The organism is Flavihumibacter cheonanensis (assembly GCF_022352215.1).
Classification (GTDB): domain Bacteria; phylum Bacteroidota; class Bacteroidia; order Chitinophagales; family Chitinophagaceae; genus Flavihumibacter; species Flavihumibacter cheonanensis.
Genome location: NZ_JAKRWF010000001.1, coordinates 108,568 through 132,443 on the forward strand (window position 1 = coordinate 108,568; position 23,876 = coordinate 132,443).

The 23,876-nt window shown below is 43.5% G+C and carries 20 protein-coding genes; 17 read left to right on the forward strand and 3 right to left on the reverse strand.

The annotated features are described in order from the left end of the window. The first annotated feature begins 134 nt into the window (after positions 1–134). The 4 genes from rplK to rplL all read left to right on the forward strand — a co-directional run bounded on the left by rplK (position 135) and on the right by rplL (position 2,354). Positions 135–578, forward strand: coding sequence for a 50S ribosomal protein L11 (rplK, locus tag MD536_RS00550; protein ID WP_150846598.1), 444 nt, complete (start codon positions 135–137; stop codon positions 576–578). 26 nt (positions 579–604) lie between these two features. Beyond that, positions 605–1,297: a 50S ribosomal protein L1 gene (gene rplA / locus MD536_RS00555; RefSeq protein WP_234865285.1), complete on the forward strand. Its 693-nt coding sequence runs from the start codon at positions 605–607 to the stop codon at positions 1,295–1,297. Between the two features lie 46 nt (positions 1,298–1,343). Then, on the forward strand, positions 1,344–1,880 hold the full coding sequence (rplJ, locus tag MD536_RS00560) for a 50S ribosomal protein L10 (RefSeq protein WP_239594735.1): 537 nt from the start codon (positions 1,344–1,346) through the stop codon (positions 1,878–1,880). A 99-nt stretch (positions 1,881–1,979) separates the two neighbouring features. Beyond that, positions 1,980–2,354 (forward strand): 50S ribosomal protein L7/L12, encoded by a 375-nt coding sequence (gene rplL / locus MD536_RS00565; protein ID WP_150846601.1) that lies wholly within the window; start codon positions 1,980–1,982, stop codon positions 2,352–2,354. Between the two features lie 52 nt (positions 2,355–2,406). Here the strand turns inward: rplL and MD536_RS00570 are convergent, their stop codons facing one another. The 3 genes from MD536_RS00570 to MD536_RS00580 are packed head-to-tail and all read right to left on the reverse strand — an operon-like array spanning position 2,407 to position 4,924. After that, the gene (locus tag MD536_RS00570) at positions 2,407–3,468 is read right to left on the reverse strand and encodes a beta-ketoacyl synthase chain length factor (RefSeq protein WP_239594736.1); all 1,062 of its coding nucleotides are present in this window, start codon (positions 3,466–3,468) and stop codon (positions 2,407–2,409) included. Further along, positions 3,461–4,663, reverse strand: coding sequence for a beta-ketoacyl-[acyl-carrier-protein] synthase family protein (locus MD536_RS00575; protein WP_239594737.1), 1,203 nt, complete (start codon positions 4,661–4,663; stop codon positions 3,461–3,463). The genes MD536_RS00570 and MD536_RS00575 overlap by 8 nt, the downstream gene beginning before the upstream one ends. Positions 4,664–4,666: 3 nt before the next feature. After that, positions 4,667–4,924 (reverse strand): phosphopantetheine-binding protein, encoded by a 258-nt coding sequence (locus tag MD536_RS00580; RefSeq protein WP_234865295.1) that lies wholly within the window; start codon positions 4,922–4,924, stop codon positions 4,667–4,669. A gap of 71 nt (positions 4,925–4,995) precedes the next feature. Here MD536_RS00580 and MD536_RS00585 point away from each other — a divergent pair, with 71 nt between their 5' ends. From MD536_RS00585 to MD536_RS00645, 13 genes are all read left to right on the forward strand, one after another. Then, complete coding sequence (locus tag MD536_RS00585) at positions 4,996–5,916, forward strand: hypothetical protein (RefSeq protein WP_239594738.1); 921 nt, start codon at positions 4,996–4,998, stop codon at positions 5,914–5,916. A gap of 51 nt (positions 5,917–5,967) precedes the next feature. Beyond that, on the forward strand, positions 5,968–7,104 hold the full coding sequence (darB, locus tag MD536_RS00590) for a dialkylresorcinol biosynthesis protein DarB (protein ID WP_239594739.1): 1,137 nt from the start codon (positions 5,968–5,970) through the stop codon (positions 7,102–7,104). A gap of 1 nt (position 7,105) precedes the next feature. Next, on the forward strand, positions 7,106–7,513 hold the full coding sequence (DarG, locus tag MD536_RS00595) for a flexirubin biosynthesis protein DarG (RefSeq protein ID WP_239594740.1): 408 nt from the start codon (positions 7,106–7,108) through the stop codon (positions 7,511–7,513). Positions 7,514–7,532: 19 nt separating this feature from the next. Then, a complete protein-coding gene (gene darH / locus MD536_RS00600) occupies positions 7,533–8,534 on the forward strand; it encodes a BtrH-related acyltransferase DarH (protein ID WP_239594741.1) in 1,002 nt (333 codons plus the stop codon). A gap of 5 nt (positions 8,535–8,539) precedes the next feature. Next, complete coding sequence (locus tag MD536_RS00605) at positions 8,540–9,274, forward strand: ABC transporter ATP-binding protein (RefSeq protein WP_239594742.1); 735 nt, start codon at positions 8,540–8,542, stop codon at positions 9,272–9,274. Position 9,275: 1 nt separating this feature from the next. Beyond that, on the forward strand, positions 9,276–10,568 hold the full coding sequence (locus tag MD536_RS00610) for an ABC transporter permease (protein ID WP_239594743.1): 1,293 nt from the start codon (positions 9,276–9,278) through the stop codon (positions 10,566–10,568). A gap of 158 nt (positions 10,569–10,726) precedes the next feature. After that, positions 10,727–11,950, forward strand: coding sequence for an ROK family protein (locus MD536_RS00615; protein ID WP_239594744.1), 1,224 nt, complete (start codon positions 10,727–10,729; stop codon positions 11,948–11,950). A 17-nt stretch (positions 11,951–11,967) separates the two neighbouring features. Continuing rightward, complete coding sequence (locus MD536_RS00620) at positions 11,968–15,318, forward strand: SusC/RagA family TonB-linked outer membrane protein (RefSeq protein ID WP_239594745.1); 3,351 nt, start codon at positions 11,968–11,970, stop codon at positions 15,316–15,318. 26 nt (positions 15,319–15,344) lie between these two features. Next, a complete protein-coding gene (locus MD536_RS00625; protein WP_239594746.1) occupies positions 15,345–17,054 on the forward strand; it encodes a SusD/RagB family nutrient-binding outer membrane lipoprotein in 1,710 nt (569 codons plus the stop codon). Positions 17,055–17,143: 89 nt separating this feature from the next. After that, positions 17,144–17,737: a redoxin domain-containing protein gene (locus MD536_RS00630; RefSeq protein ID WP_239594747.1), complete on the forward strand. Its 594-nt coding sequence runs from the start codon at positions 17,144–17,146 to the stop codon at positions 17,735–17,737. A 15-nt stretch (positions 17,738–17,752) separates the two neighbouring features. Next, positions 17,753–19,075 carry a c-type cytochrome gene (locus MD536_RS00635; protein ID WP_239594748.1) on the forward strand — a complete coding sequence of 441 codons (1,323 nt, stop codon included), beginning with the start codon at positions 17,753–17,755 and terminating at the stop codon, positions 19,073–19,075. A 10-nt stretch (positions 19,076–19,085) separates the two neighbouring features. Beyond that, complete coding sequence (locus MD536_RS00640) at positions 19,086–22,445, forward strand: FG-GAP-like repeat-containing protein (RefSeq protein WP_239594749.1); 3,360 nt, start codon at positions 19,086–19,088, stop codon at positions 22,443–22,445. Next, a complete protein-coding gene (locus tag MD536_RS00645; RefSeq protein ID WP_239594750.1) occupies positions 22,442–23,755 on the forward strand; it encodes a vanadium-dependent haloperoxidase in 1,314 nt (437 codons plus the stop codon). Before MD536_RS00640 ends, MD536_RS00645 begins: the two co-directional genes overlap by 4 nt. Positions 23,756–23,876 lie beyond the last annotated feature (121 nt).

A 23,876-nucleotide genomic window follows, 5' to 3' on the forward strand; every position in this document is an offset into this window, starting at 1 on the left:
GGCGCACTTTTTTTGTTTATATCTACTGTAATTGCTACCTTTGCGTCCCCAATCAATAGTTCTTTTTTCGAATTGGATTTGGGAGTCTGCCGATGCTACAGCAAAGCGGACGTTAACACCAAAAAAGTAAAACTATGGCAAAAGAAATCACTGGTTTCGTTAAGCTGCAGTGTAAAGGCGGTCAAGCCAACCCTGCACCCCCCATTGGTCCGGCCCTTGGTTCTAAAGGTCTGAACATCATGGAGTTCTGTAAGCAATTTAATGCCAGAACCCAGGATAAAATGGGTAAAGTACTTCCTGTGCTGATCACAGTGTACTCTGACAAGTCGTTCGACTTCGTTATCAAAACAGCTCCTGCATCTGTTCAATTAATGGAAGCTGCCAAGCTCCAGAGTGGATCTAAAGAGCCTAACCGTTCAAAAGTTGGAAAAGTTACCTGGGCCCAGGTAGAAGCAATCGCGAAGGACAAAATGCCTGACCTGAACTGCTTCACTCTGGAAAGTGCCATGAAAATGGTAGCCGGTACAGCACGTAGCATGGGTATCACTGTTGATGGTGTTGCTCCATGGGAAAATTAATTGTGTAACACAAAAACTTTTGAGCAATGGCTATCACTAAAAAAAGAAAAGTAGTTAACCCCAAGGTTGATTCCAATAAAATTTATTCTCTTAAAGAAGCTTCTGCACTTGTTAAAGAAGTAAACATCGCAAAGTTTGATGCTTCTGTTGACCTGCATATTCGACTGGGTGTTGACCCCAAGAAAGCGGACCAGGCTGTAAGAGGAACTGTAACACTCCCTCACGGTACCGGTAAAACCAAGCGCGTTTTGGTTTTGTGTACTCCTGATAAAGAGAACGATGCAAAAGCTGCCGGTGCAGACCACGTTGGATTGGATGAGTTTATCCAGAAAATTGAAAGCGGCTGGACTGATATCGATGTTATCATCGCTACTCCTGCTGTAATGCCTAAGATTGGTAAACTGGGTAAAGTACTCGGCCCACGTAACCTGATGCCGAACCCCAAAACAGGAACCGTTACAAACGATGTAGCAGCTGCTGTTAATGAGGTTAAAGGTGGTAAAATCGCATTTAAAGTGGATAAGGCTGGAATCGTACACGCTTCTATCGGACGTGTAAGTTTCGGTCCGGATAAAATTGCTGAAAACAGCCAGGAACTGATTAATGCAATCCTGAAACTGAAGCCCGCTACCGCTAAAGGTACTTACCTGAAAGGTGTTAGCATGGCCAGCACCATGAGTCCGGGTATCACCATCGATACTAAAACTTTTATTCACTAATTCTAAAACCGTTCTCCTGTAAAGGGTAGAAATAAATCATAGCGGTATGACTAAAGAACAAAAACAAGAAGTGATTGAACTGCTGAAAGGTAAGTTCGCTCAATATAATAACTTCTACATCACTGATACAGAAAGCCTCACTGTAGCACAGGTTTCCAAACTGCGCAGCGTTTGCTTCGATAAGCAGGTGGAAATGAAAGTGGCTAAGAACACCCTTATCAAAAAAGCACTGGAATCCCTGGATGCTGAAAAATATGCAGGTGTGTATGAAGCGCTGAATAATGTAACTGCCCTGATGTTCTCCGAGAATCCTAAAGATCCGGCATTAATTATCTCCTCTTTCCGTACGGAATCCAAGAGTGAGCGTCCGATCCTGAAGGCAGCTTTCATCAATGGCGATATCTATGTTGGTGATGATCAACTGAAAGCGCTGACCAAAATCAAAACCAAAAATGAACTTATTGGTGAAGTTATTGGTCTGTTGCAATCTCCTGCCAAGCGCGTTATCGCTGCATTGCTGGAAAAAGCAAACAAAGAAGGCGGTGAAACAGCTCCAGCTGCAGAAGCAGCACCTGCTGAATAATCCCTTTACAATATTCCCCTGCCTGAGGGGAGACTTAGCATTTTTTTAAAACCGCCGTCGGAGCAAACAGGCTGTGAAGACGGTAAAAATCTAATCAAAATGGCAGACGTAAAATCTTTAGCCGAACAACTGGTTGGCCTTACTGTAAAAGAAGTACAGGAACTGGCTGATGTACTGAAAAATGAATATGGTATCGAACCTGCTGCTGCTGCAGTAGTAGTAGCTGCTGATGGTGGTGGCGGTGCAGCTGCTGCTGAAGAAAAAACAGCTTTCAACGTTATCCTGAAAAGTGGTGGTGCTTCTAAACTGAACGTAGTTAAAGTGGTAAAAGATCTGACTGGTCTTGGACTGAAAGAAGCAAAAGAACTGGTTGACGGAGCTCCTAAAGCTGTAAAAGAGGGTGTATCTAAAGCTGAAGCTGAAGATATCGCTAACAAGCTGAAAGAAGCTGGTGCTGATGTTGAAATCAACTAATCAGTATCTCAGTTATAAAAAAAGGCCGTCTCATTGAGACGGCTTTTTTTATTTATGTCTTTTTCAACAAATAAATACAGTGCTGCTTTCCATAGTACTGATTGTACAACAACATATAGTCCATTGATGGTGTGCTGCCCTGTTTACGAATCATGGATGGAAACAATTGATTTGTTTCAGCCATCCTTACAGCAGCCCATAATCCAAAGCCAGCTGCTGTATCGAATTCTCCTGACAGGTGTTTGAAATGTAACTGATGTGTTGTAGCACTCAGACAGTGCTCCACTTCCTCATAATAATGATCATGCCTGGAATCCTGATTTCTCCCCGACAGATAAATATCCAACTGATCCCACCCCAATCCATGTTGCTTCAGCATACCTTCCATTGCACGTAACACCGCACCTTCGCCTGGTTCAAACAGTAAGGCAAGATCAACTAATTGCAACGGAGCAGCCCCCTGTTGATAATCCAGGAAAAAGAAAAAGCTGCCTTCCCCGGAAATGGCACCCGGACTGCTTTTCATTACAGCATCAGGACTGTCAATCTCTTTTTTCCAGAAATCCAATTTGTCTTTGATGATATAATGCTCTGGTGTCATTTCTTCGAATGAACCAACCAATGCTGTTCGAATGGATTGTTCATTTAACTGAATCGCAGCATCCAATAAAGCATGCTCCAATGAAAATCCACTATGTACATAAGTTGAATTGTATGAATTAATATGGTGATGCAGACCTATCAGTCCGTTTAAGGAATTATAAGTCGACTGTATAAAAGGAGAAGGGTTCAATGTGCCTTCACCAAACTCCCTGACTGCATGTATGAATTTTTCCGTATCAGTCAAACTTCCCTTACCCGTGCCCGTTATGATGGCTTCCGGCTGGATATCTCCGGCATCACGCAAACATTCAATCGCTGTTACCAGGCCCAGTCGGGTAATACGGCTCATTCGCCGCAACTGCATGATGGTAAAATAATCCTGATAATTGGGTTCCAGATAAGTAAACCGGTTACCGGTTAAGCTTCGTACAGGCTGCAACAAATCATTGCTGTTAAAACTGTCCTGTGCAGAAACGGCCCGGGCTGTTCTTATGAAAATCGGTTTAATCATACCTGCTGAAAAGTAAACTTGCATTATTTCCGCCAAATCCAAATGAGTTGCTTAAGATATGTTCTACCTGCAGCTCCTGGTATGTTTGACAAGGGATTAATCCGGTGGCTTCAATTGGTGTTTCAAAATTTAATGCGGGATAAATTTCCTGATGCTGAAGGCTTAGCAGAGAAAAAACAGCTTCTATTGCACCAGATGCAGCCAGGGTATGGCCAGTGTAAACTTTAGTTGAAGCAAATGGAGGCACGGTTTCTCCAAACAATCGATGGATCGCCATACTTTCAGCTTCGTCATTATTCAATGTGGCGGTGCCGTGCGCGTTTATAAAAGAAACTGATGCAGGCGAAATGCCTGCCTTCTCCAATGTACGTTTCATCGCTTCATATGCACCTAATCCTTCCGGAGAAGGCGCTGTTGGGTGAAATGCTTCATTAAAATTGGCATATCCCGACAATACGGCCAGCGGTTTATTACCTGTTTTTTCAATTGATCTTTCGGATTCCAGCAGCAGGTAAGCAGCTCCTTCTCCCAGATTCAATCCGTTTCTGTTGGAATCAAATGGTTTGCAGGCATTTCGGTCCAGGTTTTTCAGACTATTGAACCCATTAACTGTGAAACGTGTCAGACTATCAACCCCGCCACAAACCACCCGGTCCAAAACACCCTGTTGCAAGAGTCTTGCACCCAATTGGATGGCATTGGCTGAAGAGGAGCAGGCAGTGCTGATGGTAGTAACAAAATCGGTAAGATTAAACTGACGTGCCAGGTGTTCTGTTCCGGTAGCGCAATCCAATCCGGCTGCCAAACTCATGTCTGGTTCTATCAGTTCCGGTTTTATCAATTCGAAATAGCGGTCTTCTATATCTGTCATTCCTCCAACCGTAGTGGCATTAATCAGCCCCTGCCGGATGCCAGCAGGTTGTTGCGCCCCACCTGTAAAACATTCTTCCAGGGCCAATGCTCCCAAAGCCTGGAGGCGACTTTGCTGCAGCTTGCTGTGATCGGAAAGTTTACTGAATAATTCTTCAGTAGAAAAGGGGACCTCCCCAAACGGGAATTCAGTTTTGTGAATGCTGTTCAGAAAAGTTGCAGGCCCCAGGCCGGAAACACCAGCTGCGAGTTTTTCCCTTTGACTGGCAGTGCCTATACCCAAAGCGGAAACAATGCCCATTCCGGTTATAAAAACGGAGGGCATGACTTATTTTTTTCGATTGGCCTGGATATAATCAGCCATAACATGAATTGACTCAAATACTTTCCTTCCTTCCCGTGGATCTTCTATTTTGATACCATAGTTGCGCTCCAGTAAAACTATCAGTTCCAGGGAATCAATACTATCCAATCCCAGCCCATCGCCAAAGAGCGGAGCGTTATCATCAATTTCTTCCGGCTGCATTCCCTGCAGGTTCAAAGCTTCAATAATCTGTAATTTCAACGTTCTCTTAAAATCTTCCATCCAAGGGTATTTAGGTTGTCAAAAATAGCATAATTAGGAATTAATAGCGGTTAGCATTTATATTGCAGGTTATGGCAGTCAGTATTTTAGTGCTCTATTACTCACAGAGCGGTCAATTGGGTCAGATACTGGATAACCTGGTTAGCAACATCAAAGACCAGGCAGAAATTACTATGGTAGAATACCAGCCGGAGCAGGATTTTCCTTTTCCCTGGACCAGCCAGACCTTTTTTGATGCGATGCCGGAATCTGTACTTGAAATTCCCTTTGCAGTAAAGCCTGTTACCATACCTGAAAAGCACTATGACCTGGTTATATTGGGGTACCAGCCCTGGTTTCTTTCTCCATCCATTCCAACCAGCAGTTTTTTGCAATCTGAATATGCGCGCGTATTGTCAGGTAAACCTGTTATTACGGTATTGGGTACCCGAAATATGTGGCTGAATGCACAGGAAAAAATCAAAGCCAGACTACTTCACCTGAATGCCCGGCTCGTGGGCTCCATTGTATTGGCGGATACTAACCATAACCTGATTTCATTGTTGACAATCATTCGCTGGAACTTTACAGGCAGGAAAGAAGCTACAAGATTTCTTCCAGAAGCCGGAGTACAAACCCGTGATATCCGCAATACATCAAGATTTGGACCGATTATCTATAAAGCCGCCGCCACAGCTCAATGGGAAACGCTTCAAACTGAATTGTTGGCAGCAGGAGCTGTTGAGCTCAAACCAACCCTCATCATATTAGAAAAAAGAGGCATTAAACAATTCAGAAAGTTTGCTGTCTACATTCGGGAAAAAGGGGAACGCGGAGACCCTGCCAGGTTGTCCAGAGTACTGTTATTCAAACGTTTATTACTTACCGGAATCTTTGTTTTGTCGCCGGTTTCCGGATTCACTGCAAGAATGCAGAGCCTCTTCAACCGCTCATCCTTTCGTAAGCTGGTTGAATACTTTAAAAGCACCGCATACCAGAAGGATATGATCTAAGTGGAGGAATTAATAAGTAATATTGCAGAATATTCAAATCAGATATTTTTTATGGGAGATGTGTTTGTTACAAGGCTGGCGAAATTTTTACCGAACGACCCTGTAAGCAACGATGATATTGAACTGTACCTGGGACTGGTGGATGATAAACCCTCCAGAGCGAAAACAAAGATTCTTAGCAATAATAAGATCAAATCACGCTATTATGCCATCGATAAAGAGGGCAAAAGCACACATAGCAATGCGCAATTGGCGGCAAAGGCAGTAGAAGGGTTACTGGATGAGCAATTCACTAAAAACGATATTGAATTACTGACTTTCGGAACCATGTCTCCGGAGCAGTTATTGCCTAGTCATACTGCCATGATTCATGGTGAACTGGGATGTCCTCCTGCAGAAATCGTATCTGTCAGCAGTTCCTGTGCATCTGGATTTCAGGCCATGAAATATGCTTACTTATCTGTGAAAAACGGCGATATCAAACGTGCCGTTTCCGGTGCTTCCGAAAAAGTTTCCACCTGGCTGAGAGGTGAAAAATTTGATATGGAAACAGATCGCCTGAAAGAACTGGAAGCCAACCCGATGATTGCCTTTGAAAAGGACTTCATGCGCTGGATGTTAAGTGATGGTGCGGCTGCTGCTCTATTGGAAAATAAACCAAATGACAATGGAATCTCCCTCCGGGTAGATTTCATCGATATAAAATCCTATGCCAACGAATTGCCGACCTGTATGTATTCTGGCGCGGTTCGAAGTCCAAATGGAAACCTCACCGGTTGGCCTGAATTCAGACCAGAAGAGTGGGGCAATCAAAGTATTTTTTCCTTCAAGCAGGATACCCGCTTACTGGGAGTCAAAATTGTACCCATGGGTGGTCAGTTTATGAAAGAAGTATTTGAAAAACATAACCTCACCATTGAAGGAATCGATTGGTACCTGCCGCATCTTTCCTCTGAATATTTCAGGGAGCGTATTGCAGAAGAGCAGGAAAAAATCGGACTGCTATTCCCCCAGGAGAAATGGTTTACCAATCTTACCCGGGTGGGTAATGTGGGAAGTGTGTCGCCTTACCTGATGCTGGAAGAATTATTCAATACCGGGCAGTTGAAAAAAGGGCAGAAAATCCTGGTGATGATTCCGGAGAGTGCCCGCTTTACCTATATCTATGCGCATTTTACTGTAGTTTGATATGAAGAAGGAAGAAGTACCACACGATAAAAAAATCATACATGGGGAAGATAATTCCCTGGTAAAAGTGTTGTACGTAACCGATCAGCAGGGCAAGTATGAAACTACCCAATATGAAGGTTGGGAAGCCGAGAATCTTGCAATGAGCCAGGCTTGGGATGATATTGACGAACGAATTGCTCAAACCCGGGAAAAAGTAATCCGGGGAGAAGTAAGTCCGATTGCCTATTTCATGGAAAAAAACCTGATGGATTTGCCTACGCTAGCCAGTTATGTGGGGAGCTGGAAGTTTTTTGTCAAAAAACACCTGACTCCCTCAGGGTTTAAAAAACTCAATGCTTCCAAACTAAAAAAATATGCAGACATCTTCAATATCCCTGTTGAAGAACTAACTCATTTCAAAGGGTGAATATGTTGCCCCTCAACACATGAAAATCGAAAACTTTCAACATAAGCAGTCTGCGCATTGTGAGAGCGGTGTAACCCTTGGACTCCTGCAGCATTATGGAATAAAATTATCCGAGCCCCTGATCTTCGGGATTGGCGCCGGTTATTTTTTCGGTCATCTTCCTTTTGTAAAAGTCAGTGGTGTACCGGGAACTACTTTCAGAATCTGGCCAGGCTATATTTTTAAACGGGTTTGTAAAGAACTTGGTGTAAAGATGAAAGTGGAATCCTTTTCGGGTAAAGAGAAGGGTATGCGGGCGCTTGATGCTGCATTGAAAGCTGGCCGGCCGGTTGGTATGCAAACCAGTGTTTTTTACCTGAGTTATTTTCCTCCTGCCTATCGGTTTCATTTCAATGGGCATAACCTGATTGCTTACGGAAAAGAAGGAAACGACTACCTGATCAGTGATCCTGTGATGGAAACCGTAACCCGGTTGTCTGGAACAGATCTTGAAAAAGCAAGATTTGCAAAAGGATTCCCGGCTCCCAATGGACGGATGTATTATCCGGTACTGACCAAACCTGATTTTGATCTCCCTAATGCCATCCGGCGCGGTATTAAAAAAACCTGCTGGTTTATGTTAAGTTCTCCGCCACCTTTTTTTGGAGTTCATGGCATCCGGTTCCTGGGACGTAAAATCAAAAAATACCCTCAGAAACTGGAACCCAGAAGGGCAGCCTTATTTGTGGGAAACATAATCCGGATGCAGGAAGAGATTGGCACCGGAGGAGGTGGCTTCCGGTTTTTGTATGCGGCTTTTTTACAGGAAGCTGCCCAGCACCTGAATAATCCCGCATTGCTGGAAGCATCCAATGAGATGACCCGTATTGGAGATGCCTGGAGAAATTTTGCCTTTGCAGCTGCAAGGGTGATGAAAGACCGATCAGGCAATCTTACATCCTATGATGAACTGGGCGATATGCTGATCCAGTTAGGGAATCGGGAGAAAGATTTTTTTACTCACCTAAAAACACTGGTCTGATCAGCATGCTTCAGATTCAGCAGTTGGAGAAGACCTATAAAAATGCAGCAGAACCTTCTCTGCAGGGATTGTCATTACAATTTTCCGACAAAAGTATAGCAGGATTACTGGGACCTAACGGTGCCGGCAAAACGACCACCATTTCCATCTTATGCGGATTGGTTAAGGCAGACGCCGGAAAGGCTTTTCTGCTTGGAATGGATGTGGAAAAGGAAAGAGAAGCGATCAAAAGAAGAATAGGAGTGGTGCCACAATCCATTGCACTTTATCCCACATTAACCGCGATGGAAAACCTACAATATATTGGCAGGTTATACGGGTTGGGCAGTACCATACTTAAAGAACGAATCAATCAGTACCTCCAGTTGTTCGGGTTGGAAAAAAGTGCGCATAAGGCGATCCGTTATTATTCCGGCGGCATGAAAAGAAGGGCTAATATCATTGCATCTTTATTGCATGAGCCGGAATTGCTGATCCTGGATGAACCTACTGCAGGAGTTGATGTGCAGTCGCGCAATATGATTCTCCAATTCCTGGCTTCCTACAATAAACTGGGACATGGTATTATATATACCTCACACCTGCTGGAGGAGGCTCAGCAGCTATGTGATGAAATCGCCATAATTGATCATGGGCGGCTGGTTGTACAGGGCAAGCCGCTGGTATTGATGCAGAAACAGCAGGCGCAAAGCCTGGAGCAGGTATTTTTACAATTAACGGGCAGCAGCCTTCGCGACTGATATGAGAAAGATCCTGGCCACTTTCATAAATGAGAGCAGATTGTTTGCCAAAGACTTGGCAGGCATGGCCCTGTTATTTCTGATGCCACTGGCGCTTACAGTATTGATGGCCCTGATCCAGGATGCTCCCTTTCGGGAATACCAGGATATCCGCTTTGAAATTCTTTGGGTGGATGAGGATGGTGGGAAAATGGCCAGGCAATTGGGCGCGGAGCTAGAGGCTATCCCTCAGTTTGTCTTAATTAGAACATTGAATGATCAATTACTAACTGCTGACAAGGCCCAGGAACTGGTGCATAAGGGCAGCTATAAACTGGCGGTAATTGTACCACAGGGAGTATCTGCAGAAGTTGCGAACAGTGCCAACCAGGTGGCCAACGAGCTGGGAGCCAAACTGGGAGCCCCCGGAAAACTACCTCAAAGAGAAAGCCGTAAGGTGGCCCTGGAAATCTATTTTGATCCGGTGATCAAACAGGCGATGAAACTCTCCCTCCTGAATGCGTTGGAAAAGCAGGTTACCAGAATTCAGGCGGAGATTATACTGGCAAGATTAGAAAACCGCCTGGATGAGCAGGCCGCAGATAGTTCGGGTCCCGGCCTCCGGTTACAGGAAAAATTACAGGCCGTTCAACTTCGGGAAATATCCAGCGGCCAAAATAAGACTACCCAATTAACTACCAATTCTGTTCAGCACAATGTTCCAGCCTGGGCTTTGTTCGGCTTGTTTTTTATCATTATCCCAATTGCAGGCAATTTCATACGGGAACGGGAAGATGGAAGCCTAATGCGTATCAAGATGATTCCCGGATCCTATTTTACTATTCTGCTTGGGAAACTGGGCTTCTATATTGTATTGGGTATGCTGCAGTTTTTTATCATGCTGGCAGCAGGTGCGTTATTAATGCCTTTATTGGGGCTGGATTCTTTACAAATTGGCAATGCTATTGGATCTCTGTTCCTGACAGTGTTGGTGGTAGCGGCCACTGCAACAGCCTACGGGGTGTTGATCGGATCTGTCTTTCAGACCCCTAATCAGGCACTTCCATTTGGCGCCATCTCCATTGTAATTCTTTCTGCTATTGGTGGAATCTGGGTGCCAGTTGAAATTTTACCGGCAGGTTTACAGCAATTGGCTAAACTATCTCCCTTGCATTGGGCATTGGATGCCATCAATGAGTTGTTTCTACGTTCCGGGTCCATCCTGACTGTCTGGAAACAACTGATAATACTCCTTGTTTTTGCACTCCTCTTCTTTCTGATTGCCGGTATTACGGAATCCCGCCGCCGTCGCTGATTGCGAAATTATTATCTCTTCCTTCTCATTTTTTAACGGTCTACGTGAACTAGACAAGAATTATTAAATTATCTGTATTCTTTTGTTAATTTTTAAAGAAGTATTCCTATTTTGTTAAAAAATTGGTCAAGGCTCTGATTTTTTTCGATTAACCCAACATGAATTCGATCAAAAAGAGGATCATTAAACAACTTTATTTCGGAAAGACCCTTTCGGGTACCGATTTGTCGGAGCGCATTCAAAGGAGCTTACCGGTAACCAATAAGTTATTGAATGAACTGAAGCTGGCAGGAGATGTGATAGAATTGGGCTATGCGCCTTCAACCGGGGGCAGAAGGCCCATGATGTATTCACTGAATAAGCAGTATGGATACATCGTATCGATTGCCATGGATCAGTTATTTACCCGAATCGGTATCCTGAATATGGAGCATTCATTTGTTACTCCGGTTGAGCGCCATGCCCTTAACCTGGAAACCGAGCCGGAGGCATTAACAAAGCTGATCAGCCTAGTGGATCAACATATTCAATTATCCGGCATTGATCGGGACCGGATTCTTGGAGTTGGTATTGGAATGCCTGGATTTATTGACCTGGAAAAAGGAATCAACTATTCATTTTTCCGTAGCGAAACAGGAAGCATACGCCAGAAATTAGAAGACCAGTTGCAGTTACCTGTTTACCTGGATAATGATTCCAGCCTAGTAGCCTTGGCTGAATACCGGTTTGGAGCAGCGCGCAACAAGAAAAATGTGATGGTGGTAAACATCAGCTGGGGGGTTGGTTTGGGAATGGTGCTAAATGGAGAATTATTTCGCGGTCACAATGGTTTTGCGGGAGAGTTCAGCCATATTCCCATTTTCAGCAGCAATAAACTCTGCAGTTGCGGAAAAACGGGCTGCCTGGAAACCGAAGCCTCTTTGTTGGTATTAGTTGAAAAAGCTGTAAGAGGTATCCAGGAAGGCAAGATCACCAATTTGCCACGTATATCTCTCGATCAGCCGGAAGAAGCCTGTACGGCTATCATCCAAATGGCATTGAAGGGCGATAAATTTTGTATTGAATTATTATACGAGATAGGTTATAACATAGGAAGAGGAATAGCTATCCTGATACATATCCTCAACCCGGAACTGATTATTCTAAGTGGCAGGGGGGCAGCTGCAGGAAAGTTATGGTTTGCTCCTATCCAGCAGGCGATCAATGAAAACTCTATTCCCCGCCTTGCTGAACACACATCTGTAGAAGTATCCACTGTGGGAAATAAAGATGAACTCTATGGCGCGGCAGCCCTGGTAATGGAACATTTTGACCGGGAGACTAAGAAAAAGAACAGAACTGTTGGACTGCTAAACCCTATTACAACCGGAATTTATAATTAAACATAAACTCAACTGCAATGAAAAGAACAACGGTTCGAATGCTTTTGCTATTGTTTCTGAGTGTATTCTCGGCTTATGCCATCGCTCAGCAAAAAAGGACGGTGACAGGTACCGTTCTTGATGAACAAGGGGCTCCCATTTCAGGGGCTACTTTTGTCGTTAAAGGATCCCGCGCAGGTGGTGCTACTGATGTGCAGGGAACTTTTACTATTAGTTTAACCAGTGATGCACCACTGGTATTCAGTGCTGTTGGTTTTCTTTCAAAAGAAGTTCCAACTGCCGGCGTAACTGAATTGCGAGTTGTTCTTCAGAAGGACGACAAAAGCATGGATGAAGTTATCGTAACAGGTTTCGGTGTAAAAAAGGAAACCCGGAAACTGGCTTATGCTGTTACCGAGATAAAAGGAGACGAAATCGTTCGTGCCAGTTCTCCCAACGTTGTGAATGCGCTGCAGGGTAAAGTTGCTGGGGTATTCATCAACCAGGGAAATGGTGGACCAATGTCTTCTTCCCGTATTCGTATCAGAGGTAATACTTCCCTAAGAGGTAATACACAACCACTGGTAGTAATTGACGGTGTGATTCTGGAGCCAGGAACAACCGGTGGTGATAGCTGGGGTAGTGCACAGGATTTTGGTAACCAGATGAAAAACCTGAACCCGGATGATTACGAAAGTATTTCAGTTTTGAAAGGTTCTGCTGCAAGTGCATTATACGGTTCCCAGGCGCAAAATGGTGTTTTGATCATTACTACCAAAAAAGGTCGTCAGCAAAAAGGGCTGGGAGTTACAGTTTCTCACAGTCAGCTTTTTGATAAAGCATTTAAGGCAACTGAAATGCAGAATGAATTCGGAGCAGGTATAAACCCCACATTTGCACTTGGAACAGATGGTGTTCCAGAAGTGGATGGATCCAATTATTTCTGGAGCTATGGTCCTCGCTTTAATGGCCAGCAGGTAAGGGATATTGACGATCGGATGATAACCTGGTCTGCAAAGCCTAATAATATTCTGGATGCGTTCCAAACCGGAAAGTTCATTAACACAAACGTTGCGGTACAAGGTGGAACGGATAAAACTACTTTTAGAGCTTCTTATTCCAATTTGTACAATACATATGTTACTCCTAATACAAATTTGAAAAGAGATGCGTTTGCGCTTCGCATTACACAAAAGCTTTCTAACTTCCTAACTATCGACGGAAGCGTAAACTATTCTATGTCGCAGGCTAAGAACCCTGTTGCTCAGGGAGGTAATAATAGCCCCTTGTTTGCGTTGGCATATTTCAACCCAAGGAACTATGATACCAAATACTGGATGAATAATTATCTGGATCCTGAAGGTGGTGTAAACAGGAATGATCCATATGGCTTATCCGGATTATTCTTTGGCTTGCATTATAACAATACAATTCAGTTTGAAAACACCTTGTTGGCAAACCTGGATCTGACCGCCAATATCACTCCATGGCTTACACTTCTTTTAAGAGGAAATATTAACAATGCTGATATAGATCGTGAAACTAAAAACTGGGGTTCCGGTGTAGGTTTTGCGGGCGGAACATACAGAATGTATAATTCTACCAGAAGAAATACCCGTTTGCAAGCTTTACTTACTGCTTCAAAGGACCTGAATGATGATTTTACTATAAGTGCATCACTCGGTGGTGAAAGTCAGGCTTATGAGCCGGTTCGTTACTCAGAATCGTCAACTAATGGTGGTTTGAAAACACCAGGTGGATTCTTTATTGGTAACTCTGTTAATCCGGCAACAACCAGAGGCGGTATCTCTAATGAGAGCGGATATGCCAAGAGAATTGATGCGGCGTATTTATTTGGTGATGTTACCTGGAGAAATATGCTGACTTTGAATTTCAGTGCACGTAATGACTGGACTTCATCTCTTCTGTATCCAAACGATGGTCATGGAATTTCCAATTATTTCTATCCTGGAGCAGGTCTGGCGTGGATTTTTACTGAAACCTTTAAGAATTCATCTGCACTTGATTTTCTTTCGTTTGGTAAGCTTCGTCTTGCTTATGCACATACAGGTGCGGGAGTAAACCCATGGGTTACCAGTACAGGATATTATCAGTTTCTTGGAAATTACAATGGACCTAATGGTCTCATCCCACGATATGGCTTTGCAGGAGGTACTCTTGGTAACCTCAATATCAAGAATGAGCTGACCAAAGAATTCGAAATCGGTGCGGACCTGCGCTTCTTGAATAACAGATTGGGCCTGGATGTTGCATGGTACAAAAAGAATTCGTACAACCAGTTATTGCCATTGGCACTCCCATCAGAAAGTGGTGTTGGTTCTCAATTGGTTAATGCTGGTAATATCCAAAACCAGGGTATTGAAATTTTGTTAACTGCCAATCCGGTGAAAACCAAAAATTTCAACTGGGATATGACGGTGAACTTTACCCGTAACAGAAACAAGATCATAGAATTGGCTCCTGGGGTTACTTCTTTTGATCTTGAACTTGCTTTTGGTGCTGATATGGCTTCTGTTGCTCGTCCGGGTAAAGAATACGGTACAATCATTACCAACTATGGTTATGCATCTTATCAGGCTAAAGACGGTTCTGGCAACAATATTTCTGATCCCAGAAATGGCCTGAAAGTGTTAAAGGCAAATGGTAGCTATTATAGAAGTTCTGAATTGGGTCAACCTACTAAAGAACTGGGAAGTATGATGGAAAACTTCCTGATGAATACTTCACAGAATTTCAGATTCAAAAATATCTTCCTGTCTTTCCAGATTGATAGCAAATTCGGTGGTCTGATGGCTTCCGCTACACATCAGTACGGTTCAACAAACGGTTCTTTGAAAAGCACCTTGTTTGGGCGTTCAGAGGATTTCGGCGGACTTCAAAGAAATACTTACGATGCTAATGGAAACGTAACTGGTACATTTAATGATGGTATTATTCCTGAAGGTGTATTTGCGAATGGTATCTCTATTCGTGCACCAAATGGTCAGACTTATGATGTTAGTGGTATGACTTACCAGGAGGCAGTTGATCAGAATATCGTAGAACCTGTTAGCGCTCGTCTGTACTATGCAAGATTAACGCAGTGGTCGACAGGTATTCGGGAATATTCAACCTTTCAGAATGATTGGGTAGCAGTTCGTGAAGTATCTGTTGGATATACCATGCCTGCTAAATTAGCATCCTCACTGAAGTTAAATTCATTACGTGTTAGCCTGATCGGAAGAAACCTTGGTTATTTACATACAACCACCAAAGATGGTATACATCCTGAAGGTGGTCTTATCAGTAACCGTGCAGGTGCATTTGCTGAATACGGTGGTGTACCCTATATCCGTAGTGTAGGATTTAAAGTAGATGCCGGTTTCTAATTCGTTTACCTTCAAAAAAATCAATAATGAAACATACTAGAAAGTTTTTGTATGTCGCAGCTGTTTCACTGATTGGAATAGGAGCATGTAATAAGCAGACATATATTGACTACAACACGAATCCCGAGGTTATTTATAATATAAGTCCGGAGGAACAATTCACAAATGGTGCTATTGCACTATTTGATGCTGACTTTGAGTATTACTATGACTACTACAGAATAATGATGCCATGGATGCAGTACTTTACTCCTCAGAACGGGAATTCTGTTACGTTTATGACGGATATAGGTAATTTCAACCAGCGCAGAGGTTATTTTTATTCAAGAGTAGGAAATGTACTGACTGATGTATTGGAGATAATCAAAAAATTACCTGAATCAGAGCAGGCTAACAGGCAGCATCAGGTTGCGATTACTAAAATCCTGATGACATACTATGCACTGTACACAACTGAAACAAATGGTAGCATTCCATATACTGAAGCATTCAGAGCTCGTTATGGTGGAACAGTAACTCCAAAGTATGATACCCAGGAAGAACTGTTCAATATATTTGATGCTGACTTAAAAGCTGCTATCGCAACTTTAAAAGCAGGAGGCTCTGAACAGATCAGTTTTGGTAGTGCAGATCTTTACTACAATGGTGATCCAGCTAAATGGGCTAAAGCTGCTAATGCTTTGCGTCTTCGTTTGGCAATGCGCTGGGGAAAAAGAAATGCTGCAAAACAACAGGAAATCGTAAATGAAGTACTGGCTGGAGATTTACTAACCAGTAATTCAGATAACCTGGAGTTTGTTTCATCTTCTTCCCATGCAGGTGCAGGTGGCAACTGGGATCCCAGTGGTGCTCTTTTTAAAGGAAGCAAATCATTGGTAGATTTTATGTATACAACCAATGATCCTAGAATTCGTATCTTCTTTCAGAAGAACGCATTCTCACAGGAGAATGTAGATTTGGCAAAAGATCAGGGTATTTTACCTGCCACTGCTGTAGCCAGTTCAAAAAGGTATATTGGTGGCTTCGCTTCTCCAGATGCTGCAGTTGATCCGGCGAATGCTAAGTACTATAATAACAACCGGATATTCAGAAACATCAATGGTACCAATCAGCCTTTGGATACATTATCTCGGATTCAATACAGGTTATTCTGCCCGGGTATAGCCAACCCTGTGGTAGCCAACCCTTCACCAGGTACTGGTTTGATTACATTCCCAATGTTGACATATTCAGAGCAATTATTCTTTAGAGCTGAACTAGCCGCAAAAGGAATTACTGGTGAAAATGCAGCTCAATTATATGAAGCAGCTGTTAAAGCATCTATGAGATACTATGATGTGATGGGTAATCGCGCACAGGTTTTCGATTATACACCACTCACCGACGAAGAAGTAGATGCAGCTTATGAGCACCCGCTTGTAAAATTTGATGCTTCTAAAGCATTGGATCAGATCGCTTCCCAATCGTATATCCATTTCTTCAAACAGGCAAATGAAGGATGGGCTTTGTACAAGAGAACTGGTATGCCAAATACGAATACTGTTCTGGCATTTGAGCAAATTCTTGCTAATGGTGTTGCTCAAAATATGCCGAGAAGACCACTGATCAACCTGCCATTAACTTCAGACAGAAACTTTGCAAATGCAAAAGCAGCCATTGACCAAATGGCATCTGATCCTGAATTTGGAGCGGGACCTGGTGATATCTTTGGACGCATCTGGTGGGATAAACAATAAGTATTCTTCCCATAATAAAACCCCGGCAGTTTTTGCCGGGGTTTTATCCATTTATGACCTGTATGATATAAAGTTTGTAATTTGACGCCATGTGGAGGTTACTCATTATTTTCCTGATTGGGTGTTGCTCTGAAAAGCTGGCAGCACAAATGGTTAAAGATCCATTTGACAATACCATGCTGCATTCTTTTTTTGATAAACAAACTCCCATCAACATAAAAAAGAAGTTAAAGGGAACCGATGATGCTACCTACCAACTCCTAGTGTTTCTCTCTCCTGAATGCCCCCTGAGTCAGAATTATTCGGTAGTACTACAGCAACTCTCCAATGAATTTGAAGATGTTATTCAGGTGTATGGAATTGTTCCAGGTTCAACTGTAACCAAAAAAGAAATACGGCATTTTGCAAACAAATATAAAATTTTGTTTCCCCTCTATTCGGATAAGTCAATGACTACCGTAAAAACGGTTCATGCAACTACAACGCCAGAAGTTGTTTTACTGGATAAGGGAGGAAAGCTTGTCTACAGGGGTGCAATTGATGACTGGGCGGTAGAGCTAGGAAAAAAGAAAAGTAAAGCATCCAATGAATACCTGAGAAATGCCCTTTTGCAAGTGAGAAGTGGCCTACCGGTTCAAATTGTTATGAAAGAACCCGTTGGATGCCTGATTAACGATTTTTAAATGCTGTCGTACATTATGAGATTCCGTATACTTTTTACTTTATTGCTGCTTTCGACCACTGGTAATTATCTGATTGCTCAACAATATACCTATACCACAGATATTGAACCTATCATTACGCAAAACTGCACACCCTGCCACAAACCTGGTGAAGCCGGTCCTTTTACCTTAACCTCTTATCAGGATGTGGCAAAACGTGCCAAATTTATAAAAGAAGTTGTTCAGAGTGGTTACATGCCACCCTGGAAAGCAGATAACGAATATGTTCATTTTGCCAACGACCGTTCCTTATCTGAGACAGATAAGAACAAAATCATTTCATGGATTGATAATGGAGCACCTCAGGGAAACCCTTCTAAAGCAGCTGAAAAATCCAAAGAGGCTTTAATACTGGGAACAGTTTACCATCGCAAGCCCGACCTCACATTAAAAATGGAAGAAAACTTTACGGTTATTGGTGGGAATATTGAGCAATTTGTAATTTTCAAGCTTCCATTTGAATTGTCAGATTCTTTTAATATTGAAGCCATTGAATTTGTAGCGAATAACAAGAAACTGGTGCATCATGTCAATTATGCAATTCATGCTGTTCCAGATGAAAGAATAGATATTCAGCGTACTGATAAAATGATCAATCTGACGTTTGATGATCGTAGAAAATTTGATCAATATCAGCCTTATCGTAAATCAATTACTTACTACGGCGGTTGGATTCCTGGTGCAAGGTATGAAGCTTATCCTGGTGATTTCGGTTGGGTTCTCCCAAAACGCGGTGTTATTTTAATGACAGTACACTTCAGTCCCATTGGAGTGGATGAAGTTTTCAAAGGAGGCGTTAACCTCTTCTTCAAAAAGACTCCCGTTAAACGCCCGGTAAAAGTAGTGAGCTTTGGCTCAGGTGGTATTGGCGAACGTCAGATTGAACCCATCTTTTACATTAAAGCCAACGAGAAACAAAAATTTACACTGGAAGTTACCAACCCCAGCGAAGATCAGTCTATCCTTCACGTTTGGCCCCATATGCACCTGATTGGTAAATCCTTTAAAGCCTATGCCATCGCGCCAGGAGGAGATACCATTCGCCTTGTTCATATTCCGGACTGGGATTTTCGCTGGCAGGAAATCTACCAGTTTAAATCACCGGTAAAAATTCCAAAGGGTTCAATCGTTCGACTTGAATGCGAATATGACAATACAGCTGATAACCCTTTCAATCCGAATAGCCCCCCGAAGAATATTTTCTCTATGGGCGATATGAAAACCACCGACGAAATGATGACCCTGATGATGATCTTCGCCCCCTATAAACCCGGTGATGAAAAACTAAAACTTGATTAACTGCTGAATCGTGAACTGCTATTTTCGTTTGTTACTTTTCGTTAGTATGCTGCTTTTCAACCGATCCGTTGCGCAGCAGCACGGCTCTCTCTTCAAAGAGAAGGATCCGAAACAATCCGGATTGCAGTTTACCAACCAGGTCACCGAAACAGACAGCCTGCATGTATTCCGTTATGAATACCTGTACAATGGTTCCGGGGTGGGAGTGGGAGATTTCAACAACGACGGACTCGAAGACCTGTTCTTCTCCGGTAACCAGGTTCCTAACAAACTATTTCTTAATAAAGGTGGGCTTCAGTTTGAAGATATTACATTATCCGCAGGCGTTTCTGGAAACAGCACCTGGTCAACCGGAGTAACTATCGCAGATGTTAATGGTGATGGCAAGTTGGATATTTATGTCTGCCATTCGGGAAAGTACAGCGACTCCCTTCAACTGCGCAACGAACTTTTTATCAATGAAGGAGTTCAGCAGGGTAAACCTGTTTTTAAGGAAAGAGCAGTGGAATATGGACTGGATGCAGCAGGAACCCAATCTACACATGCTGTATTCTTTGACTACGACCTTGATGGCGATCTGGATATGTTCCTGCTCAATCACTCCAATCATACCTACAACCCCTTTCTGAATACACGTAAAACAAGGGCCACCCCCAACATGGCTTTTGGAAACCGCTTATTCCGCAATACTGGTAATAATAAGTTTGAAGATGTTACCCTAAAAGCAGGTATCATTAATCACGCGCTGAATTTTGGCCTGAGTGTTACCGTCAGTGACCTGAATAACGATGGCTGGCCGGATCTTTATACTACCAGTGATTACACTGAAAAGGATTGCCTCTATATCAACAACCGCAACGGAACTTTCTCCGAGCAGGTGGAGAAATCCATGGGGCATATTTCCAAGTATTCCATGGGCGCAGATATTGCAGATATAAACAATGATGGCTGGGCAGATATTTTTACCCTCGATATGCTGCCAGAAGATAACCACCGGCAGAAAATGCTGAAAGGACCGGATGAATACGATCAGTATAACCTGTTGCGCGACAGCGGTTATTTCAAACAACAGATGCGTAACATGCTGCAACTAAATCGGGGTGTAGATCAGGATGGCCAACTTCGGTTTTCAGAAATAGGCCAGCTAGCCGGACTCTCCAATACCGATTGGAGCTGGTCAGGTTTGCTCGCAGATTTTGACCTCGATGGATGGAAAGATGCTTTTGTCACCAATGGCTACCTGCGTGATTATACGGATATGGATTTTATGAAATATACAGTGGCTGAAGCAAGGATAGAAGCAGCTAAAGAAGGTCACCAGGTATTTCAAACACACTCACTCGTTAAAAAAATGCCTTCCAACAAACTGAAGAACTACCTGTTCCGAAACAATGGCGGTATCAGTTTTACGAATACATCGCAAACCTGGGGCATGGACTCAGAAAGAATTTCTAACGCTGCCGTTTATGCGGATCTGGATAATGATGGCGATCTGGATCTGGTGGTGGTTAACAATAACGATCCTGTTCAACTCTTTGAAAATACTACAAGAAATTTGCAACCATCTGGTAATTACCTGGCTATTGAGTTAAAAGGCAATGCATCTAATCCCTATGCTATTGGAACTAAACTGGAATTGATAACTTCGGATGGCAGTAAACAGATCCAGGAACTTTTCCCGGTTCGCGGTTATCAGTCTTCACAATCTTACCGTATCCATTTTGGTATGCCGGCCACTACCAAAATAGATACTCTTACCATTCGTTGGCCCGATCGTTCAGTTAGCATTCACACCAATCTGCAAGTAAATCAACTGCTTCAGTTTAACCAGCCCAGCTCTAAGAATAACTCCGCAGCAACTATACCGCTTCCTAAAAAAACATGGTTACAGGATATCACAGAACTATCGCGTATTAAATTCCAACACCAGGAAAATGATTTCATCGACTTTAAAGATGAAACCCTTCTGCCTTATATGTTATCGCGTATGGGGCCAGCACTGGCTTCCGGAGATGTCAACGGAGACGGGCTGGATGATATTTTCATTGGAACACCCATAGGTCAGGTTGCTGCCCTATTTGTTCAGAAGGCTAATTACATATTTGAATTGGTCCCTGGTCCCTGGATCGCTGATAAGGAATCAGAAGATGTACAGGCTGCCTTCCTGGATGCAGATGGCGATGGCGACCTTGATCTCTATGTAGTGAGTGGTGGTAATGAATACGCCCCGGAGTCTCCGGAATACCAGGATCGGTTATACATCAACGATGGTAAAGGAGGATTCACCAAACCGGCTACAGCTTTACCAACTATGCTAAGCCCCAAACAAGCGCTGGCCATTGCGGATTTTGACAAAGATGGCGACCCTGATATCTGGGTAGGAGGGATGTACCAGCCGGGATTTTTCCCTATGGCAGATCGATCCTACCTGCTCAGAAATGACACTAAGAATGGTGCAGTGAAATTCACAGATATCACACCTGAATTTGCTTTTCTTTTGCAACCCGGTGCTGTAACTGCCGCCCAATGGACAGATACTAACAGTGATGGATATCCTGAATTGCTCCTGGCTGGCGACTGGATGCAGGTTCAGTTAATCGCCAATCAAAATGGGAAACTGACCCCGGCTAAAATTCAACTGCCGGATCATCTTTCCGGCTGGTGGCGTTCGATTACTCCTGCAGATCTGGATGGCGACGGAGATATGGACTTTATCCTGGGCAATGCCGGAACCAATCTGCAAATCCGTGCCAGTAAAACCGAACCGGTCGAGTTGTTCACTACCGACCTGGATCAGAATGGTACCCTTGATCCCATTCTCACTCATTACATAAATGGGCAGTCTTATCCCATCGCATCAAGAGATGAATTACTGGAACAGGTAGTGCCTATGCGCAAAAAATTCGTGTACTACAAAGACTATGCTGATGTAAAACTGGATGGTATCGTACCTGCTTCCCAAAAGAAAAAATTGCATCGCCTGGAAGTCAACAATTTTTCATCCGGCATTCTATGGAATGAAGGATCGCAACCCTGGCAGTTCACAGCCCTTCCGGAACTGGCACAGATTTCATCCCTTCAGGCAGCCATCGTACTCGACTGGAATAAAGATGGTCGCCCGGATATCTACCTCGGAGGAAATTTTGAAGGCTACCGCGTACAATTTGGTCAGTCAGATGCCAGTTTTGGTCAGCTGCTGGAAAATGCTGGTAACAGAAGTTTTAAAGCCATTTCACCAATGGAAACAGGGGTGTTTCTAAAAGGAGAACTGAGGCAAATGAAAGTATTGAATGCAGGAGCCGCAAATCCAATCCTGGTGACTGCTTCCAATAATGGTTCCGTTCAGCTTGTAAAAATCAATGCACCATGAGGAAGCCTTTAGTTTTACTGTTATTCATCCTCTTCACCGGATTTGCCAGCTTTACGCAAAGCAACAAAACCGGTGATGCAGCAGCTTTGCATAAAGCACAGGATTATCTTACAGAAGTAATTGTTCACGATATTTTTTCTCCTCCTGTTGCAAGCCGGATCTATCTCTATCCGCATCTTGCTGTCTATGAAACACTGGTTGCAACAGGCACCAACAAAGGGGCTTCCTTTTTTGGTAGGCTACCGGCTTTTCCTGCCATCTCAAAAATCAAAGGAACCATAGATCCTATTATTGCCAGCCTGGAAGCCTTTCGGATTACCGGCCGGCAGTTTCTGTTTTCGGAAGAACGTTTTTCAGATTCCATGCAGGTGTTGATACAGGCTCAGCTTAAAGTACGGAAAGCAGATAAGCTCCTGAATGCCTCTCTTCAGGCCGGCAAACAGGTAGCTGACAGTATCCTGGTCTGGGCATCAAAAGACAGGTATAAAGAAACCCGGGCCATCCGCCGTTACCAGTTGAAGAAAACGCCCGGTTCCTGGCTCCCCACACCACCCGGTTATATCGCAGCCATTGAACCCCACTGGAAGCAGATCCGTTGCCTGACCCTCGACAGCGCAGCTGTTTTTCGTCCAAAAGCAGCCACTGAATTCTCTGTTGAGCCCGGAACCCCCTTTCACAAAGAAGCCCTGGAGGTTTACACCGTCTGCACTTCTTTAACCGATGAACAAAAAGCGATTGCTGCCTTCTGGGACTGCAACCCCTTCCACATTACCATGCAGGGGCACCTGAATTTTGCTACCAAGAAGATTAGTCCGGGTGGCCACTGGATGCAAATTGCCGGCCTGGTCAGCCGGATGAAATCCGAATCTATCAATGAAGCTTCCCAAGCCTACGCACTTACCGCCATCGCCATCTTTGATGCCTTTATCAGTTGCTGGGAAGAAAAATACAATAGCCAGCTAATCCGCCCCGAAACCTATATTAATAGTCATATTGATGAAAGCTGGCGTCCTATGCTTCAGACTCCTCCCTTCCCCGAATACCCTAGCGGGCATAGTGTAGTATCAGGAGCTGCAGCCACGGTTCTGACAAAATTATATGGTGATAATTTTTCATTTGTGGATGATACCGAACGACCTTATGGATTGCCTGACAGAACCTTTCCCTCCTTTCACAAAGCAAGTGAAGAAGCAGCCATTTCCCGGTTGTATGGAGGCATCCATTACCGGCCAGCTATTGAAAATGGCCTGGAGCAGGGAAGAAAGGTGGGGCAACAGGTGGTAAAAAAACTCGGACCTTTTGGCTTTTGAATTAAATAAGCTACCTTTGCCGTCCGTTTTACTATATTCGGATAGCTATCTGGGAATTCTACAATATGGCCATTAAGTTGTAAATTCCTAATTATCAGTGCATAAGACTTTAAAACCGGTT

Excerpts from the sequence above, each read along its gene's own strand:
- MD536_RS00570 (WP_239594736.1), bottom strand. The coding sequence starts at position 3,468 with ATGATTAAACCGATTTTCATAAGAACAGCCCGGGCCGTTTCTGCACAG.
- MD536_RS00630 (WP_239594747.1), top strand. The coding sequence starts at position 17,144 with ATGTGGAGGTTACTCATTATTTTCCTGATTGGGTGTTGCTCTGAAAAG.
- MD536_RS00625 (WP_239594746.1), top strand. The coding sequence starts at position 15,345 with ATGAAACATACTAGAAAGTTTTTGTATGTCGCAGCTGTTTCACTGATT.
- MD536_RS00610 (WP_239594743.1), top strand. The coding sequence starts at position 9,276 with ATGAGAAAGATCCTGGCCACTTTCATAAATGAGAGCAGATTGTTTGCC.
- DarG (WP_239594740.1), top strand. The coding sequence starts at position 7,106 with ATGAAGAAGGAAGAAGTACCACACGATAAAAAAATCATACATGGGGAA.
- MD536_RS00585 (WP_239594738.1), top strand. The coding sequence starts at position 4,996 with ATGGCAGTCAGTATTTTAGTGCTCTATTACTCACAGAGCGGTCAATTG.
- MD536_RS00605 (WP_239594742.1), top strand. The coding sequence starts at position 8,540 with ATGCTTCAGATTCAGCAGTTGGAGAAGACCTATAAAAATGCAGCAGAA.
- rplK (WP_150846598.1), top strand. The coding sequence starts at position 135 with ATGGCAAAAGAAATCACTGGTTTCGTTAAGCTGCAGTGTAAAGGCGGT.
- rplL (WP_150846601.1), top strand. The coding sequence starts at position 1,980 with ATGGCAGACGTAAAATCTTTAGCCGAACAACTGGTTGGCCTTACTGTA.
- MD536_RS00645 (WP_239594750.1), top strand. The coding sequence starts at position 22,442 with ATGAGGAAGCCTTTAGTTTTACTGTTATTCATCCTCTTCACCGGATTT.
- MD536_RS00575 (WP_239594737.1), bottom strand. The coding sequence starts at position 4,663 with ATGCCCTCCGTTTTTATAACCGGAATGGGCATTGTTTCCGCTTTGGGT.
- MD536_RS00620 (WP_239594745.1), top strand. The coding sequence starts at position 11,968 with ATGAAAAGAACAACGGTTCGAATGCTTTTGCTATTGTTTCTGAGTGTA.
- MD536_RS00580 (WP_234865295.1), bottom strand. The coding sequence starts at position 4,924 with ATGGAAGATTTTAAGAGAACGTTGAAATTACAGATTATTGAAGCTTTG.
- rplA (WP_234865285.1), top strand. The coding sequence starts at position 605 with ATGGCTATCACTAAAAAAAGAAAAGTAGTTAACCCCAAGGTTGATTCC.
- MD536_RS00635 (WP_239594748.1), top strand. The coding sequence starts at position 17,753 with ATGAGATTCCGTATACTTTTTACTTTATTGCTGCTTTCGACCACTGGT.
- darB (WP_239594739.1), top strand. The coding sequence starts at position 5,968 with ATGGGAGATGTGTTTGTTACAAGGCTGGCGAAATTTTTACCGAACGAC.
- MD536_RS00615 (WP_239594744.1), top strand. The coding sequence starts at position 10,727 with ATGAATTCGATCAAAAAGAGGATCATTAAACAACTTTATTTCGGAAAG.
- rplJ (WP_239594735.1), top strand. The coding sequence starts at position 1,344 with ATGACTAAAGAACAAAAACAAGAAGTGATTGAACTGCTGAAAGGTAAG.
- darH (WP_239594741.1), top strand. The coding sequence starts at position 7,533 with ATGAAAATCGAAAACTTTCAACATAAGCAGTCTGCGCATTGTGAGAGC.